The 22,616-nt window shown below is 76.2% G+C and carries 19 protein-coding genes; 11 read left to right on the top strand and 8 right to left on the bottom strand.

All coding sequences use genetic code 11. The features are described from left to right. Positions 1 to 351: 351 nt before the first annotated feature. The 3 genes from ABTX81_RS14530 to ABTX81_RS14540 all read right to left on the bottom strand — a co-directional run bounded on the left by ABTX81_RS14530 (position 352) and on the right by ABTX81_RS14540 (position 3,435). Complete coding sequence (locus ABTX81_RS14530) at positions 352 to 1,644, bottom strand: MFS transporter (RefSeq protein WP_350544511.1); 1,293 nt, start codon at positions 1,642 to 1,644, stop codon at positions 352 to 354. A gap of 339 nt (positions 1,645 to 1,983) precedes the next feature. Then, a complete protein-coding gene (locus ABTX81_RS14535) occupies positions 1,984 to 2,904 on the bottom strand; it encodes a hypothetical protein (RefSeq protein WP_350544513.1) in 921 nt (306 codons plus the stop codon). Between the two features lie 78 nt (positions 2,905 to 2,982). Continuing rightward, a complete protein-coding gene (locus ABTX81_RS14540; RefSeq protein ID WP_350544515.1) occupies positions 2,983 to 3,435 on the bottom strand; it encodes a PPOX class F420-dependent oxidoreductase in 453 nt (150 codons plus the stop codon). A gap of 253 nt (positions 3,436 to 3,688) precedes the next feature. Between ABTX81_RS14540 and ABTX81_RS14545 the strand changes: the two genes are divergently transcribed. Together ABTX81_RS14545 and ABTX81_RS14550 are read left to right on the top strand one after the other, a co-directional pair. Beyond that, entirely contained in the window at positions 3,689 to 4,081 is a 393-nt protein-coding gene (locus ABTX81_RS14545) for a hypothetical protein (RefSeq protein WP_350544517.1), read from the top strand. Between the two features lie 139 nt (positions 4,082 to 4,220). After that, a complete protein-coding gene (locus tag ABTX81_RS14550; RefSeq protein ID WP_350544519.1) occupies positions 4,221 to 4,913 on the top strand; it encodes a class F sortase in 693 nt (230 codons plus the stop codon). A gap of 90 nt (positions 4,914 to 5,003) precedes the next feature. On the opposite strand, the gene ABTX81_RS14555 is transcribed toward ABTX81_RS14550, so the two are convergent. The 3 genes from ABTX81_RS14555 to ABTX81_RS14565 form a co-directional block, all read right to left on the bottom strand. After that, positions 5,004 to 6,035: a methyltransferase gene (locus ABTX81_RS14555; protein WP_350544522.1), complete on the bottom strand. Its 1,032-nt coding sequence runs from the start codon at positions 6,033 to 6,035 to the stop codon at positions 5,004 to 5,006. A gap of 85 nt (positions 6,036 to 6,120) precedes the next feature. Beyond that, complete coding sequence (locus ABTX81_RS14560) at positions 6,121 to 7,308, bottom strand: right-handed parallel beta-helix repeat-containing protein (RefSeq protein WP_350544525.1); 1,188 nt, start codon at positions 7,306 to 7,308, stop codon at positions 6,121 to 6,123. A gap of 243 nt (positions 7,309 to 7,551) precedes the next feature. After that, positions 7,552 to 8,856 carry a cytochrome P450 family protein gene (locus tag ABTX81_RS14565; protein WP_350544528.1) on the bottom strand — a complete coding sequence of 435 codons (1,305 nt, stop codon included), beginning with the start codon at positions 8,854 to 8,856 and terminating at the stop codon, positions 7,552 to 7,554. A gap of 162 nt (positions 8,857 to 9,018) precedes the next feature. Between ABTX81_RS14565 and ABTX81_RS14570 the strand changes: the two genes are divergently transcribed. The 3 genes from ABTX81_RS14570 (at position 9,019) to sph (ending at position 13,330) form a co-directional block, all read left to right on the top strand. Continuing rightward, positions 9,019 to 9,999, top strand: coding sequence for a deoxyribonuclease IV (locus ABTX81_RS14570; protein WP_350544529.1), 981 nt, complete (start codon positions 9,019 to 9,021; stop codon positions 9,997 to 9,999). Between the two features lie 163 nt (positions 10,000 to 10,162). After that, positions 10,163 to 12,259, top strand: coding sequence for an MMPL family transporter (locus ABTX81_RS14575; protein WP_350544532.1), 2,097 nt, complete (start codon positions 10,163 to 10,165; stop codon positions 12,257 to 12,259). A 72-nt stretch (positions 12,260 to 12,331) separates the two neighbouring features. Beyond that, a complete protein-coding gene (gene sph / locus ABTX81_RS14580) occupies positions 12,332 to 13,330 on the top strand; it encodes a sphingomyelin phosphodiesterase (protein ID WP_350544535.1) in 999 nt (332 codons plus the stop codon). A gap of 13 nt (positions 13,331 to 13,343) precedes the next feature. Here sph and ABTX81_RS14585 read toward each other — a convergent pair whose 3' ends face one another. Beyond that, positions 13,344 to 13,541: a hypothetical protein gene (locus ABTX81_RS14585; protein WP_350544537.1), complete on the bottom strand. Its 198-nt coding sequence runs from the start codon at positions 13,539 to 13,541 to the stop codon at positions 13,344 to 13,346. A 3-nt stretch (positions 13,542 to 13,544) separates the two neighbouring features. Then, a complete protein-coding gene (locus ABTX81_RS14590) occupies positions 13,545 to 16,676 on the bottom strand; it encodes an SNF2-related protein (RefSeq protein WP_350544539.1) in 3,132 nt (1,043 codons plus the stop codon). A 124-nt stretch (positions 16,677 to 16,800) separates the two neighbouring features. Between ABTX81_RS14590 and ABTX81_RS14595 the strand changes: the two genes are divergently transcribed. From ABTX81_RS14595 to ABTX81_RS14620, 6 genes are all read left to right on the top strand, one after another. Next, positions 16,801 to 17,193 (top strand): nuclear transport factor 2 family protein, encoded by a 393-nt coding sequence (locus tag ABTX81_RS14595; RefSeq protein ID WP_350544541.1) that lies wholly within the window; start codon positions 16,801 to 16,803, stop codon positions 17,191 to 17,193. 90 nt (positions 17,194 to 17,283) lie between these two features. Then, entirely contained in the window at positions 17,284 to 17,475 is a 192-nt protein-coding gene (locus tag ABTX81_RS14600; RefSeq protein ID WP_350544544.1) for a YegP family protein, read from the top strand. Positions 17,476 to 17,598: 123 nt separating this feature from the next. Then, positions 17,599 to 18,828 (top strand): glycosyltransferase family 4 protein, encoded by a 1,230-nt coding sequence (locus ABTX81_RS14605; RefSeq protein WP_350544546.1) that lies wholly within the window; start codon positions 17,599 to 17,601, stop codon positions 18,826 to 18,828. Further along, complete coding sequence (locus ABTX81_RS14610; protein ID WP_350544549.1) at positions 18,825 to 19,970, top strand: glycosyltransferase; 1,146 nt, start codon at positions 18,825 to 18,827, stop codon at positions 19,968 to 19,970. The genes ABTX81_RS14605 and ABTX81_RS14610 overlap by 4 nt, the downstream gene beginning before the upstream one ends. Before the next feature lie 51 nt (positions 19,971 to 20,021). Next, positions 20,022 to 20,951, top strand: a complete 930-nt coding sequence (locus tag ABTX81_RS14615) for an SGNH/GDSL hydrolase family protein (RefSeq protein ID WP_350544552.1) — start codon at positions 20,022 to 20,024, stop codon at positions 20,949 to 20,951. A 487-nt stretch (positions 20,952 to 21,438) separates the two neighbouring features. Then, positions 21,439 to 22,551 carry an NUDIX hydrolase gene (locus ABTX81_RS14620; protein ID WP_350544555.1) on the top strand — a complete coding sequence of 371 codons (1,113 nt, stop codon included), beginning with the start codon at positions 21,439 to 21,441 and terminating at the stop codon, positions 22,549 to 22,551. The last annotated feature ends 65 nt before the right edge of the window (positions 22,552 to 22,616 follow it).

Raw genomic sequence — 22,616 nt, forward strand, 5'->3', positions numbered from 1 at the left:
GGCCACGCGGACGCACATCCGCCACCGAGGCCCCACGCAGCACCGGCTGCCGTGCGACGGCCCAAGAGCGTTCGGATGTCCTCGGAGCCCACATCGACGATGTCCGCCGAGCGGCCACCCGGGCCCGGGGCCAACACCCCCCGGTGCTGCGCCCGGTGCCGATCATCCGACCGGACGGCGGCCCGGCCCGGCGCAGCCGAGGCAAGGCGACGGCGCCGCGCAGGCCTCGGCGGGTGGCCAGGGGGCGACGCCGGCCGCCGGCGGGCGGGGGCGGGTCGTCCGGCGGGGTGAGGGACTCGTGGGCGGCCGTGATGCTGGAGTGCACGGGAGGGTCTCCGCTTTCGGGTCGGGTCAGGGCGTCCGGGTGTCCACGGGGTCCATGTCGGCGGCTTCCGGTGGGGTGGACGGGAGGTCGCGCAGGCTGCGGAGGGGGGAGAGCAGCAGGGGCAGCGGTGTCACCAGGAGGCCCGCCGCGCAGAGCCAGAGGGCGGTGCGCGGGCCGGCCGCGTCGGCGACGGTGCCGCCGAGCAGGGCGCCGAGGGGGAGGGTGCCCCAGACCAGGAACCGCATGGTGGCGTTCATCCGGCCGAGCAGCCGGGGCGGGCAGAGGCTCTGCCGGAAGCTCACCTGGGCGACGTTGTAGACCACCGCGCCGAAGAGCACCGCCACCCCGCCGACCGCGAACAGCACCGGACCGGCGGCGCCGTCGGCGAGTGGCCACAGCAGCGCGAACGGTGCGGTGACCAGGGGTGCCAGCCAGATCAGCCGGGCCTGCCCGAGCCGCGCGGCGAGCCGGCCGGCGCACAGCGCGCCGGCGAGTCCGCCGACGGCCGTGCCCGAGAGCAGGATGCCGATCGCGGCCGGCGAGAGCTCCAGCACCCTTACCCAGAAGACGGTCTGCACCGCCATCAGCACGGCGCCGAACAGGTTGGACAGCGCGGTGGTGGCGGCGATCACCCGCAGCAGCGGGTGCCGGGTCACGAACCGCAGGCCCTCCGCGACGTCCGCGCCCAGTGAGCGTGCGGGGTCGGGCGCGGGCAGCCGCTCCTCGGCGCGGATCCGGCCGAGGAGCACCGCCGAGAGCAGGTATCCGGCCGCGTCGGCGACGATCGCCAGTGGCGCGCCGAGCAGTTGGACCAGTCCACCGCCGAGGCCGGGGCCGGCGATCTGGGCGGAGGAGCGGACGGTCTCGATGGCGCCGTTGCCCGCGACCAGGCGCTCGCGCGGCAGCAGCACCGGGAGGAAGGACTGGTGGGCGACGTCGAAGAAGACCGTGGCCACGCCGGTGACCAGGGCCACCAGGTAGAGCTGGAGCAGGCTGAGCAGGTCCAGCGCGGCGGCGAGCGGGATCGACCCGACGGCGAGGCAGCGCAGGACGTCGGAGCGGACCAGCACGGGCAGTTTGCGCATCCGGTCCAGCCAGGCGCCGGCGGGCAGGCCGACCAGCAGGAAGGCGGCGGTCTCGGCGGCGGTCAGCAGACCGACCTGGAAGGGCGTGGCGTCGAGTTCCACCACCGCCACCAGCGGCAGCGCGACCAGGGTGACCTGACTGCCCGCCTGCGCCGCGACGGCTCCCGCGAGCAGGAGCCGGAAGTCGCGGCGGGCCGGCGGGCCGGTGCGGGACGGGGAGGGCTTGTCGTTCATCGGTTCGACTCTCGGTTACCGCTTCGCTACCGGGCAACCGGCTGGCCAGATTCCGGCCCCCGCCCGAATCGACCGGATACGACCGCCGTTCCAGCCTTCCCTCACGTGCGGCCCGCACCGCCCCGTCCGGCCCGACGCCGATCCTCGCGGGCCCCACCAGGGGTGACGCCCGGACCGGCCCCGGGCCGCGGGATGTCCAGTTCTGCGTCCGCTATCCGGACCACCGGTTTCGCGCCAGCGGACGGATACCTTCAACTTGGCCGGAACGTAAGCGGTGCTGACGCACCGTCACGCACACGTGGCCCGGGCGTGGTATCCGCCCGCGTACGGCGGCGGGCGTCAGGCCGGGTCGAGAGCGGCGTCCGGGGTGCGGCCGGCCTGGGCCTGCTCCACGCGCTTCACCAGCATCGCGGCGAGCCGCCGGGTGCCCGCCGGATCCACCGGGCCGCCCTCGGTGGTGACGGTCACGACCACCGTGCCGGAGCGCAGCACCACCGCCACGCCGTCGCGGCCCGCCAGCTGGCCCTGGAAGGCGCGGCTCTCCGTCCCCAGCGGGCCGATGTCCGCCGGGCCGTACTTGGTGGTGTCGCCGTACGCGGCGTACGCCTCCTTGAGGCGGTCCTGGGCCTGGGTCCGGCCGGGCAGGGTGTCGACGGCGAACCGCACGGTCACCTCGCCGGCGCTGAACCGGGCCTGCCCGCTCAGCGGTTTGCCGGTGCACGGTGCGGCGGCGGTGCAGGTGGTGGCGTGGTCGGCGGTGTCGACGCGCCGCTTCTCCTCCTCCCAGCCGGTCATCGCCTTCTGGTCGGGCAGGAGCTGGGCGACGAGCGCGGAGTCGAGCAGCGGGGTGTCCGAGTCGGGCCCGGTGGCCGGCTGCCCGCCGCCCGTCGCCGATCCGCCGGCCGGTCCGCCGGTGGACGCGCCGGTGGACGCGCCCGCCGGGGCGCCGGTGGACGCGGCCGGAGCGGACGTACCCGAAGCGGCCGCGCCGGCCGACGGGGCACCGGGCGCCGGGCTGCCGGGCGCCGGGGCGCCGCCGGCCGCCGGAGTGCCGGCCGCGGCGTCCCCCGGGGCCGCCGGGGTGCCGGTGGCGCCCGCGGTGGCCGCGTCGGCCGTCGCTCCCGGGCTCGCCGACGCCGCCCGCGTGCCCTTCGCCGCGTCCCCGGAGTGCGTCGAGCCTCCCGAACCGCAGGCCGCCACCGCCGCCAGCAGCGCACCCGTCGCCGCCGCGGCGGCCACCTTCCGACCGGCCCTGCCCATGTCCCGCCCCTCTCGTGTCCGTGGACCCTCAAGATAGACGCGGCCCCGGACGGCCGGTCCCCCGGGGCGGGCGGGCGCTCAGGAACCGTCCGCCGGGGTGGCTCCGGGGGCGCCCGGCGGGAGCGGCTCGACGCCGACGACCCGGCTGACCCTGGTCGGCTCGATCAGCACGACCACCCGCCGCTCCCCCGGGATCCCCCAGCCGAAGGACTCCGCGCCGAGGTAGGTGCGGGCCAGCCGGTCCATGTTCCGATCGGCCTCCTCACCCTCGACGAAGCGCACCACCCGCCCCCGGATCTGCACCCGGTCGTACGGGTCGGCGGGGTCGGAGAGCGACAGGCAGACCCGGGGGTCCCGCCGCAGGTTCCGCTCCTTGACCCGCCCGACGGAGGTGTTGAACAGCAGCAGGTCCCCCTCCATCCCCACCCACATCGGGCTCACGTGCGGCGAGCCGTCGGCGTTGACCGTGCCGACGTGCCAGATGTGTCCGGCGGCGATCCGGTCCCGGACGTCCTTCGAGATCTCGACCATGCGCCGAGTCTGCCCACGCCCGTCCGGCCGCACTCCGCTCCGCCGCGCGCGGACGTCACCCGGACCGCCCAGGGCACTCGGGTGAACACGCCGGGGACTTCCACTCGAAGGGCCCACCGGCCGGGCCGCCGGTGCCGCCCTCCGGTGGCACCGGACGCCACCGTGGTTGACGTTGGATCAGGCGCCTGCCCGTGAGTCCCCTGGCCGACGACGTGTCGGCGATCTCGGGTTCCGCGCCGGAAGGATCATCATCATGCGTTCTGCACGCACGCTGCTCGCCGGGGCCGCCGTCGCCGCGGTCCTGACCGTCGGTGCCCCGCTGGCCTATGCCGATGGCGCCTCCGACCAGGGCAAGAACCTGACCTGGCAGGAGAAGCAGGAGAAGGCCGCCAGCCCCGAGGGCCAGAAGACCTGGGAGGAGAAGCAGAAGGGCTCCTCCGGCGGCGAGGAGAAGGGCTCGGAGAGCAAGGGCCACGAGGGCAAGGGCGAGGAGAAGGCCCCGCACGGCGGCGTGCACACCGGCGGCGGCGGGCTCGCGCTCTCCGGCGGCGGTCTCGCCTCCGGCGCGGTCCTGCTGCTCGGCGGCCTGGGGGCGGGCGCGCTCGCGCTGCGCCGCGGCCGCCGCACCGCCGGCGCCGCCATCTGACCCCGCGCCGCTCCCGCCGCCTCCTTGTTCCGACCCGCACCCGGTACGCCGGGCGCGGCGGAGGCGCGCGGGGCGGCGCTTCGCCGTGTCGGGCCCGCCGTCCTCACGGCGCGGGCCCCGGAGAGGAGTACGAGCGACGATGGCCGGTGTGATCCCCGGTACGTCCCGGCTGCTGCGCGGCGGGATGGGCGCTGCGGCGCTCGGACTGCTGCTGATCTACAACTCGGTGGACACCGTCCCGGCGGACGGGTCCGTACCGGGCCAGGCCGCACCGCCGGCCATTGCCGCGCCGGCCGCCGGCGCCCCCTCGGCGGGTGCGGCCGGCGGGCCCGGGCCCGCCGCGCCGGTCACGGCGGCGCCGCCGCTGAAACGGTCCAAGCCGGTCCGGCTGCGCATCCCGCAGATCAATGTGGACGCGCCGTTCACCGAGCTGGCGCTGGACCCCGCCGGTCAGCTCAACGCCCCGCCGCCGGACGACAAGAACCTGGTCGGCTGGTACGCCGAGGGCGTCTCGCCCGGTGAGCGGGGCGCCTCGGTGGTCGCCGGGCACGTCGACACCACCAAGGGGCCGGCGGTGTTCCTGCTGCTCAGCCTGATGCTGCCGGGCAACAAGGTGGAGGTCCAACGCGCCGACAACACCGTCGCGGTGTTCGCCGTCGACTCCGTCGAGACCTTCGCCAAGGACGCCTTCCCCGACCAGCGGGTCTACGGGAAGACGCCCGACGCGCAGCTGCGGCTGATCACCTGCGGCGGCACCTACGACAAGAAGCGCCGGGACTACCTCGACAACGTGGTGGTCTTCGCGCACCTGGAGTCCTCGCGCCCGGCGTGAGCGGCCACCGGGGCGGCGCGACCGCCGGTCCCCTCCCGAGGGGGGACCGGCGGTCGCGGCGTGACGGCGGACGGAGCCGCCGCCGGCCGGTCAGCCGCGCACGACGGCCTCGAAGGCGTGCAGGTACGGGTTGACCGGGCGGACCTCGCGGACGTCCAGACCGGCCTCGGTCATCAGCCGGACCATGCTCGCCTCGGAGTGCTTGGCGCCGCCGACGTTGAGCATCAGCATGAGGTCCATGGCGGTGGTGAACCGCATCGAGGGACTGTCGTCGACGAGGTTCTCGACCACCACGACCCGGGCGCCCGGGCGGGCCGCCGCGACCACGTTCGCCAGGGTGCGGCGGGTGCTCCCGTCGTCCCACTCCAGGATGTTCTTGATGATGTAGAGGTCGGCGATCACCGGGATGTCGTCCCGGCAGTCGCCGGGGACCAGCCGGGCCCGGTCGGCGAAGACACCGCCGTCGCGCAGCCGGGGATCGGCACCGGCGACCACCTTGGGCAGGTCGAGCAGGGTGCCGTGCAGCGCCGGGTGCTTCTCCAGCAGGCTGGCGAGCACATGGCCCTGGCCGCCGCCGATGTCGACCACCGAGTCGATACCGGTGAGGTCGAGGTAGGCAGCGAAGTCGGCGGCGGACTGCCGGCTGGAGGTGGTCATCGCCTTGTCGAAGACCTTGGCGGACTCGCCCCCGTCGCTGTGCAGGTAGTCGAAGAACTCCTTGCCGAACAGCTCGGGGAAGACGTTGCGGCCCGAGCGCACCGCCTCGTCCAGCTTGGGCCAGGCCTCCCAGGTCCACGGCTCGGTGCACCACAGGGAGATGTAGCGGAGGCTGTTCGGGGCGTCCTCGCGCAGCAGCCGGGACATCTCGGTGTGGGCGAAGCGGTCGCCGTCGAGCTCCTCGAAGATGCCGTAGCAGGTGAGGGCGCGCAGCAGGCGGCGCAGCTGCCGGGGCTCGGTGCCGAGGTCGGCGGCGAGGTCGGTGACGGTGGCGGGGGTGTCGCCGAGCGCGTCGGCGACACCGAGCCGGGCGGCCGCGCGGACGGCGGCGGCGCAGGCGGCGCCGAAGACGAGCTCCCGCAGGCGCATGGCGGCCTGCGGGGTGGTGGCGGGTGCGGTGGTCATGGACCGTCTCTCTGCTTTCTGCGGGAACGGGATGGCGCGGGGCCTCGGGGTGCCTGGGGTGCTTCGGGAGCGGCGGGCGGACCGGTCAGCAGTGGCCGACCGGCTCGGAGACCGCGCACTGGTTGCGGGCGAAGGCGTTGTCGGTGCCGGTGTCGCGGTCGGCGAGGTCGGCCGGGCCGTTGCCGAGCACGAGGTTGTCGGCGATCGTGTTGCGGGCGTTGGCCACGCCGACCACGCTGTGGACGAGCACGATGCCGCCGGAGAACGGCGAGGCGCCGACGTTGTCGCGGACCTCGTTCTCGGTCACCGAGGTCTCCTCGGCACCGGTCAGCACGATGCCGGCGCCCTGGATGTGGTCCAGCCGGGGGTTGGGCGGGCAGTAGCGGTTGTTGGCGACGACCTGGTTGCGGAAGACGGTGAGCGCGCCGGCCCGGGGCACGCCCTCGTCGCCGACGATGAAGACCCCGCCGCAGTTGCCGTGGATCCGGTTGCTCTCGATGTTCAGGTCGCGCAGCCGGCGCACGGTGACGCCGATCCGGTTGTCGGTGAGCACGTTGCCGCTGACCATGGTGCCGTCGGCGGAGAGGGCGCCGCCCTCGCTGTCCACGGTATTGGCGAGGAAGACGCCGGACTGGCCGTTGCGGGCGGACTCGTTGGCGGTGATCACGCCCCGGGTGGACTTCTCCTGGCTGATGCCCTGCTGCCCGTTGTCGTGGACGTAGGTGGCGCGGACGGTCAGGCCGGCGGTGCCGGTGGCGTTGATGCCGTTCTTGCGGAAGCCGGTGACGGCGAGCGCCTCGACGGTGACGCCCTCCAGCGGCCGGTCGTCGGTGCCGACCACGCAGAGGCCGTGGCCGGCGCCGGAGCAGGCAGCGGCGAGCTCCCCGGCGGAAGCGGCGGGGGCGGCCGCGGTGGGCGGGGTGGCGGCGGGGGCGGCCGCAGGTGCGCCGGCGGGTACGGCAGCGGCTGCAGGTGCGGCGGCCGGGTCGGGCGCCTCGGCGGGGAGGATCACGCTCTCCGAGCCGGTGCCGCGCAGGGTGAGGCCGGGCGTGGTGATCCGGACGCTGCCCCGGTACTCGCCGGCGAGCAGCTGCACGACGTCACCCGGCCGGGCGGCGTCCAGGGCCTGCTGGATCGATCCTCCGGGTGGCACCACGTGCAGTTCGCCGGAGGCGTGCGCGGGCGCGGCGCCGACGGCGGTGAGGACGGTGGTCAGGGCGGTGGTGGCGGCGGCGGTGGCCGCGGCGAGGTGGTGGACCCGTCGCGTGGGCATGAGTGATGACCTGCTTTCTGGCACGCCGCCGCGTGGGAGCCCCGACGCGCGCGTGGGGGCCATCAGTACGGTGACGCTTGGTGAGTGGGGGATGACGGCCGGTGGGTGTCGGCCGAATCGACGCTAGGGGTGCGCGGGTGCCCCCGCCACCAGGGTTGGGCTGCCGGACTGACGGGGCGTCGGGCCGGGCGTGTCCCGGAGGGGCGGGCGGTGGTGGGCGGTGGCGGTGGCGGTGGCGGCCCGTCAGCTCATCGGCGCCCCCAACCGGACCGGCAGCTCCGCCAGGTGCCAGGCCACCGGGTTGGGCCCGCGCCGCACCTCGGCCGGGGCGACGGCGAGCGCCAGCCCGGGGTAGCACCGCAGCAGGGCGCCGAAGGCGGCCACGGCCTCCTCATGGGCGAGCACCGCGCCGAGGCAGCGGTGGGCACCGTGGCCGAAGCCGAGGTGGGCCTCCTGCCGCGGGGCGGCGGCCCGGCCCACGTCGAGCCGCTCGGGGTCGGCGAAGACCCGGGGGTCGTGGTTGGCCCCGGCGAGGATCGGCATCACGGCCTCGCCCCGGCGGACCAGCCGCCCGGCGAGCCGGACGTCCTCGGTGGCGTAGCGCGGCAGCGCGCCGAGTGTCGGTCCGCACCAGCGCATCAGCTCGTCGACGGCGGCCGGGAGCAGGCCGGGGTCGGCACGCAACCGGGCGAGCTGCTCGGGGTGGGCGAGCAGGGCGGCCGTCCCGTTGCCGATCAGGGTGGCCGTGGTCTCGTGGCCGGCCACGATCAGGTTGAGGACGAGCGAGATCGTCTCGACCCGGTCGAGGGCGGTGCCCTCGGCGGCGGCGAGCCGGGAGACCAGGCCGTCGTCCGGCTCGGTGCGGCGGCGCTCGATCAGTTCGTGGGCGGCGGCGACCATCGCGCGCAGCGCTTCGTCCAGGCCGGGGCCGGCGCCGCGGCCGAGGTAGGAGCTCCACCCGCGCCATCGCGGCCGGTCCGGTTCGGGGATGCCGAGCAGTTCGCAGATGACGGTCACCGGCAGCGGGTAGGCGAAGTGGGCGACGAGGTCGACCACGCCGTCGGCGTCGGCGTGCTCGCGCAGGGCGCGGGCGTGCTCCTCGGCGAGCCGCTCGATCCGGGGCCGCAGCCGGCCGACGCCGCCGGCGGTGAAGGAGGGGTGGACCAGGCCGCGCAGCCTGCGGTGCTCGGCGCCGTCCGCGTCGAACACGCCGGCGCGCAGGTACCGCTCGCACTCGGGCGGCAGTCCGCGCGCCCGCCAGACCTGCGCGGTGCGGTGGGCGGGGCGGGCGCCGGGCACCGTGGCCGCGTCGTTGACGAAGCGCGGGTCGGCGAGGACGGTGCGGACGTCCTCGTAGCGGGTGACGATCCAGAACGGCTCGACCCCCGGGACGGTGCCCCGGGCGATCGGGGTCCGCTCCCGGATCCGCGCGAAGGTCTCGAACGGGTTCCGCACCAGCTCCGCGTCACGCAGATCGACCGTCTCGATCCGGTCGATCCGCTCCACCTGCTCGACCTGCTCGGCGGACCGCGGGGACTCGGTGGTCATGGGCGCCTCCCTCGGCACTCGGGTGTCGGTCCTCTCACGAACCAAGACGGGACGGCCCGGGCCCGGGGACGACCCGATTCGCCCGATTCACCCGATCGGGTGGGACCTGGACGGCGGCCCCGCCCCGGGGGAGGCCACCGACCGCGTGCCATGCTCGAAGGCATGAGCACCACCACCGCCACCCCCGTGATCCCCGCACCGGCCGCCGCCCCGCGCCCGCCGTCCCCGGCCCGCCGCAACCCGGTCGGCGCCCATGTCCCGGTGGCGGCCCGGGGCCTGGCCGGGACCGGCCTGGCGTACGCCCGCCGGGTGGGCGCCGAGACGGTGCAGGTGTTCGTGGCGAACCCGCGCGGCTGGGCGACCCCGCCCGGCAACCCGGCCCAGGACGAGGAGTTCCGCGCGGCCTGCGCCGAGCAGGCCATCCCCGCCTATGTGCACGCGCCCTACCTCATCAACTTCGGCTCCGACACCGCGGCCACCCGCGAGCGCTCGGCCGCCTCGCTGCGCCACTCGCTGCGGCGCGGGCACGCGATCGGCGCGCTGGGCGTGGTGCTGCACACCGGTTCGGCGGTCGGCATGGCCCCGGGGGGCGGCTCGCGCCGGGTCGAGGCGATGGCGCAGGTCCGGGCGGACGTCCGCCCGCTGCTGGACGAGCTGGACGCGCTCGGCGACGACGCGCCGTGGCTGCTGCTGGAGCCGACCGCCGGCCAGGGCCGCTCGCTCTGTTCGCGGATGGAGGACCTCGCCGAGTACCTGGACGCGCTGGACGGCCACCCGAAGGTCGGGGTCTGCCTGGACACCTGCCACGCCTTCGCGGCCGGCCACGACCTGGCGGCGCCGGGCGGCGTCCGGGAGACGCTGGACGCGCTGGTCGCGGCCGCCGGCCCGGACCGGCTGCGGCTGATCCACGCGAACGACTCCGAGGACGCCGTCGGCGCGCGCAAGGACCGGCACGCCAACATCGGCGACGGGCTGATCGGCGCCGAGCCGTTCCGCGAGCTGTTCGAGCACCCGGCGACCGCCGGGGTGCCGCTGATCGTGGAGACCCCGGACCGCAAGCACGGCGGCGACGGCACCGGCCACGCCCGGGACATCACCGCGCTCAAGGCCCTGCGGACCCGCGCCGCCGCCCGGCCCGCGTAGCGCGCCCCGCCCGCGTCGCCACCGCCCCGCCCGCGCGGCGCTGCTCCGCCCGGGGCCACCCGGGACCGCTCGGGCTGCCGGGGCCCGAGGCCGATGGCACGCTGGAACGAGTCATGCGCCCCGAGGACGGGGGCCACCCCGATCAGCCCGACATGAGGCCGACATGAGCCCGACCCGGAAGTTGGCCGAGCTGCCGTGCGGACGCCGCAGCAAGTGGGTGGTGCTGGCCCTGTGGCTGGTGCTGCTGGTGGTGGCGGGCCCGCTGGCGGGCAAGCTCACCGACGCCGAGGACAACCAGGCCTCCAGCTGGCTGCCGAGCAACGCCGAGTCCACCCAGGTGCTGGACGAGCAGCGGGCGTTCCAGCCGGTGGACACCGCCCAGGCGGTGGTGGTCTACGTCCGGGACACCGGGATCACCCCCGCCGACCGGGTCGAGGCGGCCCGGGACGCCGAGGCCTTCGCCTCCGCCCCGCACGTGCTCGGCCGGATCACCGGGCCGGTGGAGTCGGCGGACGGCCAGGCGCTGCAGACCATCGTGCCGATCGACATCGGCACCGGCGGCTGGCAGGACCTGCGCCCGGCCGTGGACAGCCTGCGCGCCACCGCCGCCGAGAACAGCCTCGGCATGACCACCCATGTCACCGGTCCGGCCGGCATCGGCGCCGACCAGGCGGAGGCCTTCGCCGGGATCGACTCCACCCTGCTGGCGGCCACCGTCAGCGTGGTGATCATCCTGCTGCTGCTCACCTACCGCAGCCCGGTGCTCTGGATGCTGCCGCTGTTCTCGGCGGCCGGGGCGCTGGTGGTCGCGCAGGCGGTGATCTACCTGCTGGCCGACCACGCCGGACTGACCGTCAACGCGCAGAGCGCCGGCATCCTGATCGTGCTGGTGCTCGGCGCGGGGACGGACTACGCGCTGCTGCTCACCGCCCGCTACCGGGAGGAGCTGCGCCGGCACGAGGACCGCCACGAGGCGATGGCCTTCGCCCTGCACCGGGCCGGGCCCGCGATCCTGGCCTCGTCCGCGACCGTGGTCGCCTCGATGCTCTGTCTGCTGGTCGCCGAGATGAACTCGACCAGCGGTCTCGGCCCGGTCTGCGCGATCGGCGTGCTGGTGGCACTGGCCTCGATGCTGACCCTGCTGCCGGCGCTGCTGGTGATCGTCGGACGCTGGGTGTTCTGGCCGGTGCGCCCGGCGTTCGGGACGCCCGAGCCGACGAGGACCGGCCGCTGGGCGCACATCGGGGCGTGGATCGGGCGGCGCCCGCGCAAGGTCTGGATCGGCACCACGCTGGCTCTGGCGGCCTGCTGCGTCGGTCTGGTCTCGCTGAACGCGACCGGCCTCAGCACGGCCGGCACCTTCACCGGCAAGCCGGACTCGGTAGTCGGCCAGGAGGTGCTGGCGGAGCACTTCCCGGCCGGAACGGGCGCGCCGCTGACGGTCATCTCCGCCGCCGGCCAGTCGGCGGCGGTGCGCGCGGTGACGCAGGAGACGCCCGGGGTGGCGAGCACCACTCCCCCGGTCACCCACGAGGGCCGGGCGATGTTCCAGGCGACCCTCACCGACCCGCCGGACAGCCAGCCGGCCAAGGACACCGTGGACCGGCTGCGGACCGCGGTGCATGCCGTGCCGAACGCCGACGCCAAGGTGGGCGGCTCGACGGCGGTGATCCTGGACGCGGGCCGGGCCGCGTCCTCCGACAACCGCACGATCATCCCGCTGGTGCTGGGCGTCGTCCTGGTGATCCTGGCGCTGCTGCTGCGCGCGGTCACCGCGCCGCTGGTGCTGATCGCCACCGTCGTGCTGTCCTACGCGGCGGCGCTCGGCATCAGCGCGTTCTTCTTCGCGCACGTCTTCCACTTCGAGGGCCAGGACAACGCCTTCCCGCTGTTCGTCTTCGTCTTCCTGGTCGCCCTCGGCATCGACTACAACATCTTCCTGATGACCCGGGTCCGCGAGGAGACCGCCCAGCACGGCACCCGCCCGGGGGCGGTGGCCGGCCTGGCCGCCACCGGCGGCGTGATCACCTCGGCCGGTCTGATCCTGGCGAGCACCTTCGCCGTCCTCGGCACCCTTCCGATCGTTGGGTTCGCCGAGATCGGTTTCGCGGTGGCCCTGGGCGTGCTGCTGGACACCTTCGTGGTGCGCTCCGTCCTGGTCACCGCGGTGACCATGGACCTGGACCGCCACATGTGGTGGCCGAGCAGGTTGTCCCGACAATTTCCTCCGCCCAAGGAGGAGTTGGCCAGACAGCTTTAAGTTACCGATGAGTTCATATGGTTATCGTTCACCGTCTGGACGACCGTGGCCCGGCGTCGCTTCACTGCGGGCATGCCAACTCCCTCCGCGCGCCTCGCCGCCGTCTGCACGGCCGCCGCCGCCCTGCTCGCCCCGCTCGCCGCCGCGCCGGGCGCGTACGCCGCCCCCGCCGAGAGCGCCGCCACGTCCCCGGCGAGCGTCCCGGCGCTCAAGGTGCTGACGTACAACGTCTTCCTGATGAGCAAGAACCTCTACCCCAACTGGGGCCAGGACCACCGGGCCGGGGCCATCCCCGCCGCCGGCGTCTTCCAGGGCCAGGACGTCGTGGTGCTCCAGGAGGCCTTCGACAACGCCGCCTCCGACGCGCTGGTCGCCCAGGCCTCGGCCGCGTACCCGTACCACACCCCGGTGGTCGGCCGCTCGACCAGCGGCTGGGACGCCACCTCCGGCAGCTACAGCTCCGCCACGCCCGAGGACGGCGGCGTCACCCTGCTCAGCAAGTGGCCGATCCTGCGCAAGGAGCAGTACGTCTTCAAGGACGCCTGCGGCTCCGACTATTGGTCGAACAAGGGCTTCGTCTACGCCGTGCTGAACGTCAACGGCCTGCGCACGCACGTGATCGGCACGCATCTGCAGTCCACCGACTCCGGCTGCTCCGCGGGCCGGCCGGCGGCGGTCCGGGCCGCCCAGCTCAAGGCGATGAAGGCGTTCGTGGACGCCAGGAACATCCCCGCCGCCGAGCCGATCGTGCTGGCCGGGGACCTCAACATCGACTCCCACGGCGCGGAGCACCCCGCGCTGCTGGCCAACGCGGGCGTGGCGCCGGCCACCACCCGCGACGGCTGGGCCGACTCCTTCGACACCGCCGACAACTCGATCGCCGCCTACCGCTACCCGGGCGAGCCCAAGGAGGACCTCGACTACGTCCTCTACCGGGCCGACCACGCGCGACCGGCGACCTACACCAACACGGTGGTCCGCTTCCACAGCGCGCCGTGGACGGTGAGCAGTTGGGGCACCAGCTACACCTACGACGACCTGTCCGACCACTACCCGGTGACGGCGGGCTGACGCGGTCCGGGGGTCAGCCGGTCCCGGTGAACCGCCGGTAGGCGGCGGCGAGCGCGGAGTCCAGCGGGCGGCCGTTCAGGGTGAGGCCGGAGGGCCCCAACTCGTCGAGGGCGGTGGGCGCTCCGCCCTCGCCCTCGACGGGGTCGGGCACCTCCACCCGCCAGAAGGCGTCGAGCGGCCCGGCGAGCGGGTGTTCCTCGGACGTGGGCATCGATCACTCCCCGATCGCGTCGGCGGACAGGGTCAGCACCTCGCGCAGCCGCTCGGCGGACAGTTCGGCCAGCCACTGCTCGCCGTCGCCGACCGCCGCCTCGGCCAGGGTGCGCTTGGCGGCGAGGAGCTCACCGATCCGCTCCTCGACGGTGCCGGCGCAGACCAGCCGGCGGACCTGCACGGCACGGCGCTGGCCGATCCGGTGCGCGCGGTCGGTGGCCTGGTCCTCGACCGCCGGGTTCCACCAACGGTCCAGGTGGACCACCTGGTTGGCGGCGGTCAGGTTGAGCCCGGTGCCGCCCGCCTTCAGCGACAGCAGGAACACCCGAGGCCCGTCCGGGGACTGGAAGCGCTCGACCATCTCGTCCCGCCGGCCGCGCGGCACCCCGCCGTGCAGATAGAGCACCTCCTCGCCCAACGTCCGCCGCAGGTACGGACGGAGCATGGCGCCGAACTCCGCGTACTGGGTGAAGACCAGCACCCGGTCGCCCTCGGCCAGCGCCTCCGCCAGCAGCTCGACCAGCCGTTCCACCTTGCCCGAGCGCCCGGCCACCGCTGTACCGTCGTGCAGGAGTTGGGCCGGGTGGTTGCAGACCTGCTTGAGCCGGCCGATCGCCGCCAGCACCGCACCCTTGCGCTCGACGCCGCGCAGCCCGCCGAGGCGCTCCAGCAGGTCGGCCACCACCGCTCGGTAGAGCCCGGCCTGCTCCGCCGTCAGCGCGCAGGAGACGGTGAACTCCTGCTTGGCGGGCAGGTCCTGGACGATCAGCGGGTCACTCTTGCGGCGGCGCAGCAGGAACGGGCCGGTGACCCGGCGCAGCCGGGCCGCCGCGTCCACGCTGCCGGTCTGCTCGACCGGGATCGCGAACCGCTCCCGGAACGCCTCCGGGCTGCCGAACAGCCCGGGGTTGGCGAAGTCCAGGACGGCGTGCAGATCGGCCAGCCGGTTCTCCACCGGGGTACCGGTGAGCGCGATCCGCGGGCCGGAGCGCAGCGAGCGCAGGGCCCGGGACTGCCTGGCCGAGCGGTTCTTGATGTGCTGGGCCTCGTCGGCGACGATCCGCCGCCAGTGGACGCGGCGCAGCTCGGCGGCTTCCCGCTGGACCAGACCGTAGGTGGTGATCACCAGGTCGGCGGCCTCGTCGGGCGCGCCGCGCTCGGGGCCGTGGTGGACGTGCACCCGCAGGCCCGGTGCGAACCGGGCGGCCTCCCGCCGCCAGGTGCCGACCATCGACATCGGGCAGACCAGCAGCACCGGTCCGCGCTCCCCGCGCCCGTGCTCCAGGGCGAGCAGGGCGAGGGTCTGCACCGTCTTGCCGAGGCCCATGTCGTCGGCCAGCACGGCGCCGAGGCCGAGCCGGCCGAGCGCGTCCAGCCAGGCCAGCCCCCGCCACTGGTACGGGCGGAGGGTGCCGGTGAAGCCGTCGGGCAGCTGCGGGACCCGGTCGGCGGGGCCGGGCCGGCCGGCCAGCAGGTCGCCGATCGGGCCGGTGGCGCGCACGGCGGTGACCGGCAGGCCGTCGACCACGGCGCCGTCCTCCGCGGCCAGCCGCAGCAGCTCGACCGGTTCCATGGTGCCGCTGCCCTGCTCGGCCAGGAACCTCACAGCGGCGGCGAGTTGGGCCTGGTCGACCTCGACCCAGCGGCCGCGCAGCCGGACCAGCCCCTGCTGGGCGGCGGCGAGGTCGGCGAGCTCCTGCTCGGTGAGGGTCTGCTCGCCCAGCGCGAGCCGCCACTCGAAGGCCAGCACGGCGTCCCGGTCGACCTGCGCGGTGCGGGCCACCGCGGACGGGTCGCCGGCCGGGGCGCCCGCCGTCAGGACCAGGCCGAGCCGGGGGCGGCGCTGCCACCAGGCGGGCAGCAGGACGCCGAAGCCGGCGCGGGCCAGCGCGGGCGCGCCCTCGCGCAGGAAGCGCAGGGCGCCCGCCCGGTCGAGCCGGGCCTCGGTGGCGAAGCCGCCCGGGAGCACCGCGCGCAGCCCCGGGTCCACCCGGACGGCGCGGGCCAGCTCCGCCCGGTAGGCCTCGGCCGGGTCGCCCGCCTCGGCGGGGACGGCGCGGGCCAGCGCGAGGTAGCCGGGGTCGGCGGCGGCGCCCGGGCGCAGGACGTCGGCGGGGACCACCAGGGAGGGGCGGTCGGCGGCGCGGACCAGCAGGTCGAGCCGCCAGGCGTCGGCGCGCACCCCGCCGTCGCGGTCGTCCGGGTCGGGGCCGAGCGGTTCGGTGAGGCGGAAGTCCAGGCGCAGCGGCGCGCCGGCCGGGCGGGTGGCCTGCCAGCCGGCCAGCCGCTCGGGCAGCCCGGCGGGCGGGGCCTCGGCGAGCCGGCCGTCGGGGCCGTGCAGGGCGGCGAGGAACGGGTCGGCGGGCGGGTCGAGGTCGGCGAGGGCGACCCGGGCCTCCTGGTCGACGAGGGCGTCGAGCAGGCCGGCGACCAGGGCGTCGGCGGACGGCAGGTCGGCGGAGCGCCGGTCAGCGGGGGGCCGGTCGGCGGAAGGCCGGTCGGCGGGGTGTTCGGCGAGGCAGACCGGCGGGCAGCCGGCGACCAGCGCGGCCTCCTCCCGGTGCGCCGGGGCGTCCGGCGCGGGCCGCCAGCGGGCGTGCCACCGCCCCGCCTCCTCGACCAGCACCGGCAGCAGCCGCCCCCGCCCGACCAGCCGCCAGGCGAGGTCGTGCACCGCGGCCAGCCAGCGCACCGAGGCGCCGTAGGCCAGCTCGGCCGGGGTGCCGTCGGGCAGCTGGACGGTCGCGCCCGGCCAGTGCGGGTCGTGCAGCGCGCCGAGCAGCTGGGCCGCCTGCGAGCGGTCGAAGAGCAGCGCGGGCACCCGCCACGGGCTCAGCGCCACGCCGCGCGACACCGCGCCCACCGGTAGGTCGGGGGAGGGCACGGGCCGGCCGCCGAGCGTCGGCAGCACCAGCCCGGTCCACCGTTCGGCGGCCTGCTCGGCCAGCCAGCCCAGGCCCGGTCCGACCGTCCCCAGCAGCCGCGCCACCTCGCCGGCCGGACACGCGAACGGGTGCGCCGTCGTCCCGGCGCGCTCCGCCCGGCCGGGCGCGTCGCCCCGGTACACCGCCGCGTCCTCCGCCCAGACGGCGAGCCGCCCGTCGGCCCGCCAGAGCGCGTGCAGGGCGTACATCGGTGGGCGGCACCTCTCCGGGCAGCGGGAACAGAACGGGTTTCCCACCCTAATCCGCACCACCGACAGTGCGGGCGGGTAGGAGACCCGCAGGGGGCGTGACGGACGGTGGAAGGAGCGGACCATGCTCGTCGAGCGGCTCCGCCGGGCGATCGACGACCACGACCTGGACGGCTTCGTCGGCTGCTTCGCCCCCGGGTACGACAGCCGGCAGCCCGCCCACCCGGCCCGCGCGTTCACCGGCCGCGAGCAGGTCCGCAGGAACTGGGGCCGGTTCTTCGAGGACGTCCCCGACCTGCGGGCGGAGCTGCTGGCGCACGCCCGCGCGGACGGCGTGGAGTGGGGCGAGTGGCACTGGCACGGCACCCGCCGGGACGGCACCGCGTTCGACATGCGGGGCACGACGCTGTTCGGCGTCCGGGACGGGCTGATCCGCTGGGGCCGGCTCTACATGGAGGAGACCGAACCGGACGGCAGCGGCATCGAGCGGACCGTACGACGGCTGGCCGGTGGATGACTCGGATGGATCGGCCCGGCGGGCGGGGCGCCGGAATTGCTCCTACGTTGCGGTGCGAGGGGGCTTCCTGAACGAGAGGTGTCGACTGCCATGGCGGGAAAGTTCGAGCTGTACACCGATGAGAGCGGCATGCACCGGTTCCGGCTCAAGGCGAGCAACGGATCGATCGTGGTGACGGGTGACCCCGAGGAGAGCCGGGACGACTGCCTCAAGAGCATCGAGTCGATCCGCAAGCTCGCGCCCTACGCGGAGCTGAAGGAGGCGGCCGCCGGGTCCGCCTGAGGGCTTCGGTAGCGCCCGGGACCGGGCGGGACGCGGGTCGGCGGGACAATTCGCCGACCCGCGTTCGTTTGTACGACAGATCCCTTTGGCCGCGTGCACGCCGGGCGCGGACAGAACACAGGCATGCGTGTCGTCATCGTCACCGAGTCCTTTCCCCCCGAGGTCAACGGCGTCGCCCACAGCGTGCTGCGGACCGCCGAGCATCTGCTCCGCCGGGGGCACCAGCCGCTCGTCGTCACCCCGGCGCCCGCCCGCGGCGCGCAGAGCCCCTCGCACACCTTCGGCGCCGGCGGCGTGCCGGAGGAGCTGCCGGTGGTGCGCGTCCCGTCCGTCCCGCTGCCCGGCTACCCGCAGGTGCGGATCGCGCTGCCCAGCCGGCAACTGGCCGCCGCGATCCAGGGGCACCGGCCCGATCTCGTCCACCTGGCCAGCCCGTTCGTGCTCGGCGCGCGCGGGGCGCAGGTCGCCGCCCGGCTCGGCGTGCCCGTCGTCGCCGTCTACCAGACCGACCTCGCCGGGTACGCGCACGCCTACCGGGCCGGGCGCGGGCTCGGCGAGGCAGCCGCCTGGCACCGGATCCGCTCCGTCCACGGCCTCGCCGCCCGGACGCTCGCACCCTCCACCCCCGCCGCCCAGGACCTCACCGCGCACGGGGTCGCCCGGGTGCAGCTGTGGCCGCGCGGCGTGGACTCCGTCCGCTTCCACCCGCGCCACCGCGACGAGGCGCTGCACCGGGCCCTCGCCCCCGGCGGCGAGGTGCTGGTCGGGTACGTCGGGCGGCTCGCGCCGGAGAAGCGGGTCGACCTGCTCGCCGAGACCGCGACGCTGCCCGGGGTGCGGGTGGTGATCGTCGGCGACGGGCCGTCCGCCCCCGGACTGAAGGCCGCCATGCCCGGCGCCGTCTTCCTCGGCCGGCGCACCGGCGAGGAGCTGGCCCGATGTTTCGCCACCCTGGACGTCTTCGTGCACACCGGGCCGCTGGAGACGTTCTGCCAGACCATCCAGGAGGCGATGGCCAGCGGGGTCGCGGTGATCGGCCCGGCCGCCGGCGGCCCGCTGGACCTGGTCGCGCACCACCGCACCGGCCTGCTCGTCCCGCCCCGGGACGGCGCGGCGGTGGCCCGGGCGGTGACCGGCCTGGCCGGGGACGCGGAGCTGCGGGCCGCGTACGGGCGCGCGGGGCGGGCGGAGGTGACGGCCCGCACCTGGGAGGCCGTCGGGGACCTGCTGCTGCGGCACTACGCCGAGGTGCTCGCGGAGCACCACGGGACGGCGGCGCCCGCGCCGGCGGCTGTGGCCGCGGCCGAGCCCGCCCAGCCGGCCGCGCCGCTGACGGAGGAACTGTCCGCATGACCACCGGCCCGCTGCGGATCGTCCGGGTGGCGAACTTCGTCACCCCCGTCTCCGGCGGACTGCGCACCGCCCTGCGCCACCTCGGCGCGGGCTACCGGGCCGCCGGGCACACCCCCGTGCTCGTCGTGCCCGGGGAGCGGCGCACCGTCGAGGAGGACGAGCAGGGGCTGGTCGTCACCCTGCCCGGCCCCGTGTTCCCCGGCAGCGGCGGGTACCGGCTGCTCACCGACCGCCGGGCGGTGGCCGCCGAACTCGAACGGCTCGCCCCCGACCGGCTGGAGGTCTCCGACCGGACCACGCTGCGCTGGACCGGGGCCTGGGCCCGGCGGCACGGGGTGCGGTCGGCGATGGTGTCGCACGAGAGCGCCGTCGGCGTGCTGCGGACCTGGGGCCTCCCCGGCCCGGCCGCCGACGCGGCCGCGAACCGGCTCAACGGCCGGACCGCCCGGTCGTACGACACGGTGGTCTGCACGACCGACTGGGCCGCCGCCGAGTTCCGCCGCCTGGGCGTGCGGAACCTCGCGCGCGCCCCGCTCGGGGTGGACCTCGCCGCCCTGAGCCCGCCCGCCGCCGACCGGGCCGGGGAGCGGGCCCGGTTCGCGGCCCCCGGACAGGTGCTGCTGGTGCTCTGCTCCCGGCTCTCCACCGAGAAGCGCCCCGCGCTCGCCCTGGACGCCCTGGCCGCGCTGCGGTCCGCCGGCGTCGAGGCGGTGCTGGCGGTGGCCGGCACCGGACCGCTGCGGTCACGGCTGGCCGCCCGGGCCGCCCGGGAGCGGCTGCCGGTCCACTTCCTCGGCCACCTGGCCGGGCGCGGGGCCGTCGCCCGGCTGCTCGGCTGCGCGGACGTGGTGCTGGCGCCGGGACCGGTGGAGACCTTCGGGCTGGCGGCGCTGGAGGCGCTCGCCTGCGGCACGCCGGTCGCGGTCAACCGCGGCTCCGCGCTGCCCGAACTGGTCGGCCCGGCCGGTGTGGCCGCCGAACCGACCGGCGCGGGGTTCGCGCAGGCGGCGCGCGAACTCCTCGCGCGCCCCGAACCGGCCCGGCGCGCCGCCGCCCGCGCCCAGGCCGAACAGTACGGCTGGCCCGTGGCCGTGGCGGCCTTCCTCGCCGCCCACGGCGTGGCGCCCGTCACCGCCCGTTGAACGGGGCGGCACGGAACAGCACGGAGGAGCACGGAACGGGTGGGAGATCCGATGAACACCATCACCCCAGTGGACGGAGGAGGCGGCACCGTACCGGGTGCCGCGCACGACACGACCCGGGGGCACGGGAGACGGACCGGCGAACCGGTCCGCTTCGTGGCCCTCGGCGACTCGCTCACCGAGGGCGTCGGCGACCCGATCGCCGACGGCTGGCGCGGCTGGGCGGCCCTGCTCGCCCGGTCCCTGGCCCCGCCGCAGACCGGGGTCGACTTCACCAACCTCGCGCGCAGCGGCGCGCTCACCACCGACCTGACGACCGAGCAGCTGCCGGCGGCGCTCGCCGTGCGGCCGCGGTTCGCCGCCGTGGTGGCCGGCGGCAACGACACCCTGCGGTCCGGCTTCGACGTCGGCCGCACCACGCTGGCCCTGGACACCGTCCTCGGCGAGCTCACCGGCAGTGGCGCGGTGGTGCTGACCGCCTGCCTGCCCGACCCGGGCGCCCTGCTGCGCCTGCCCCGTCCGCTCGCCCGGCCGCTGGCCCGCCGGATGCGCGCGGTGAACACGGTGGTGCACGCGCTCTCCGCCCGCCACGGGGCCGTCCACCTGCACATCGCCGAGCTGCCCTGGACGGCGGAGCGCGGGCTGCTCAGCGTCGACCGCCTCCACCCGAGCGCCGAGGGCCACCACCTGATCGCCCGCGGGTTCCACGACCTGCTCGCCGCCGCCGGCCGCCCCCTCGGCCCGGCCCCCGCCCCGGAACCGGCCGAACCCCCGCCCAGCACCCTCGCCGACGTCTGGTGGATGGCCACCAAGGGCACCCGCTGGGTCGCCGACCGCAGCACCGACCTGCTCCCCGGCCTGGTCGCCCTCGCCGCCGCCGAGGGCTACGCCCGTCTCCGCGGCACCACCGGCCACCACGACCGCCGCATGGCCCACGCCACCACCACCGCCCTGTCCACCCTCCCGCCCCACCCCGCCTGACCCACCCTCGCCCGCAAGGGATCGGCGCACCGGAGTGGGAAGTCGACGGCATCGACTTCCCGCTCCACCCGCCACAACGCAGCCCCGTCGGACGGCCGCCGGCGCCGTCGGGACGACCGAAGCACCGACGCGACCGGGGCCACTGAAACGGCCGGGGCGGCAGCAGGACCGCCGGGTGATCGAAGCAGCCGGCGGTGGGGTGCGGTCGAGGCGGCCCGGAGCCCCAACAACCGGTCGAGACCGCTGGAGCGTCCGCCGGGTGATCGGGACGACCGGGCCGCAGTGACGGCGGCACCCACCGCATCGGGACGACCGGGCCGCGGTGCCGTCGAGCCACGCGTACTCGCGGCGACTTGAGCGCGGCACCGACGGATCCGGGCGGCCGGGGCCAGTGGGGGTCGGTTGGCGTCGGGGGTGGCGGGTTCGGGGAACCGGTGGGGTGGGGTGGGGTGTCTTCGGGGGTGGATGACGGGTGGAAGGAGTGCGGGTGGGCGAGTCGGAGCGGGAGTTGCTGGCGGCGGCCGGGGTGCTGTTCCCGGACGAGCGGGGGCGGGTGCTGGTGGTGCGGTTGCCGTACGACCGGAAGCATCCGGTGGCGGTGCCGGGTGGGGGGTGGGATCCGCAGGACGGGTCGCCGCGCCGGACGGCGGTGCGGGAGATCGAGGAGGAGCTGGGGTTCACGCCCCGGCTCGGGGCGCTGGCCTGCCTGGACTGGACGCTGGACCGCCACCGTCCGCCGATCGCCGCCCACCTGTACTGGGCCGAGCCGCTGACGCCGGAGCAGGCGGCGGCGTTCACGCCGGACCGTGCCGAGGTGGGCGGTTGGGCGTGGCTGACGCCGGAGCAGGCGGGCCACGCGCTGCCGCCGCGGCTCTCCCGGCGGGTGACGGCCTGTCTGCGGGCGCCCCGCGTGGCCGCGCCGCTGGAGCTGGAGGACGGCCTGCCGGTCGGGCACGCGCTCGACCACCTGGCGCCCGGCCCGGCCCCCGCCTACACGGGCGCGACAGGGCTGGCGGCACTGTCTGAGAACTGGCCCCCGGCGACGGACCCCGCTCCCCCGGCCGACGCCCCGCCGTTGCTGGACCGGGACGCCTACATCGCGAGCCGCCCGCGGATCCGGGCCAAGGCCCGCGCGGTGTTCACGGACCGGGCGGGCCGTGTCCTGCTGGTGCGGCAGCGGCCGTGGGACCTGCCGGGCGGCGACGCGCCGTACTGGACCCTGCCGGGCGGCGGCGTCGAGGCCGACCGGGAGCTGCCCCGGGCAGCGGCCCGCCGGGAGGTCCGCGAGGAGCTGGGCTGGTCCTGCGAGCCGGGGCGGCTGCTGGCGCTGGACTGGCTGCCCGGCCGGGCGGCCGACCCGGCGGCGCCCCGGGAGAACGCCGTCCTGGTGTACCTGTTCGACGGCGGCACGGTGGCGGACGAGCGGTTCGCGTCGATCGTGCTGGCCGAGGACGAGCTGACCGAGTGGCGGCTCTGCGACCCGGTGGAGGCGCGAGCCCTGCTGAGGCCCGCGTCCTGGGCCCGGACGGCGGCCGCGCTGGCGGCGCGGGACCGGCCGGGCGGCCCGGCCGAGCTGGTCGGCGGCTACCCGGCCGGATGAGCGTGCCCGCGCCGAACGGGAACACGGACGGCGGGACGGGCGGCGTCCCGCCGGTCCACACTGAC

The sequence above is a fragment of the Kitasatospora sp. NPDC097605 genome (genome assembly GCF_040302725.1).
GTDB lineage: Bacteria > Actinomycetota > Actinomycetes > Streptomycetales > Streptomycetaceae > Kitasatospora.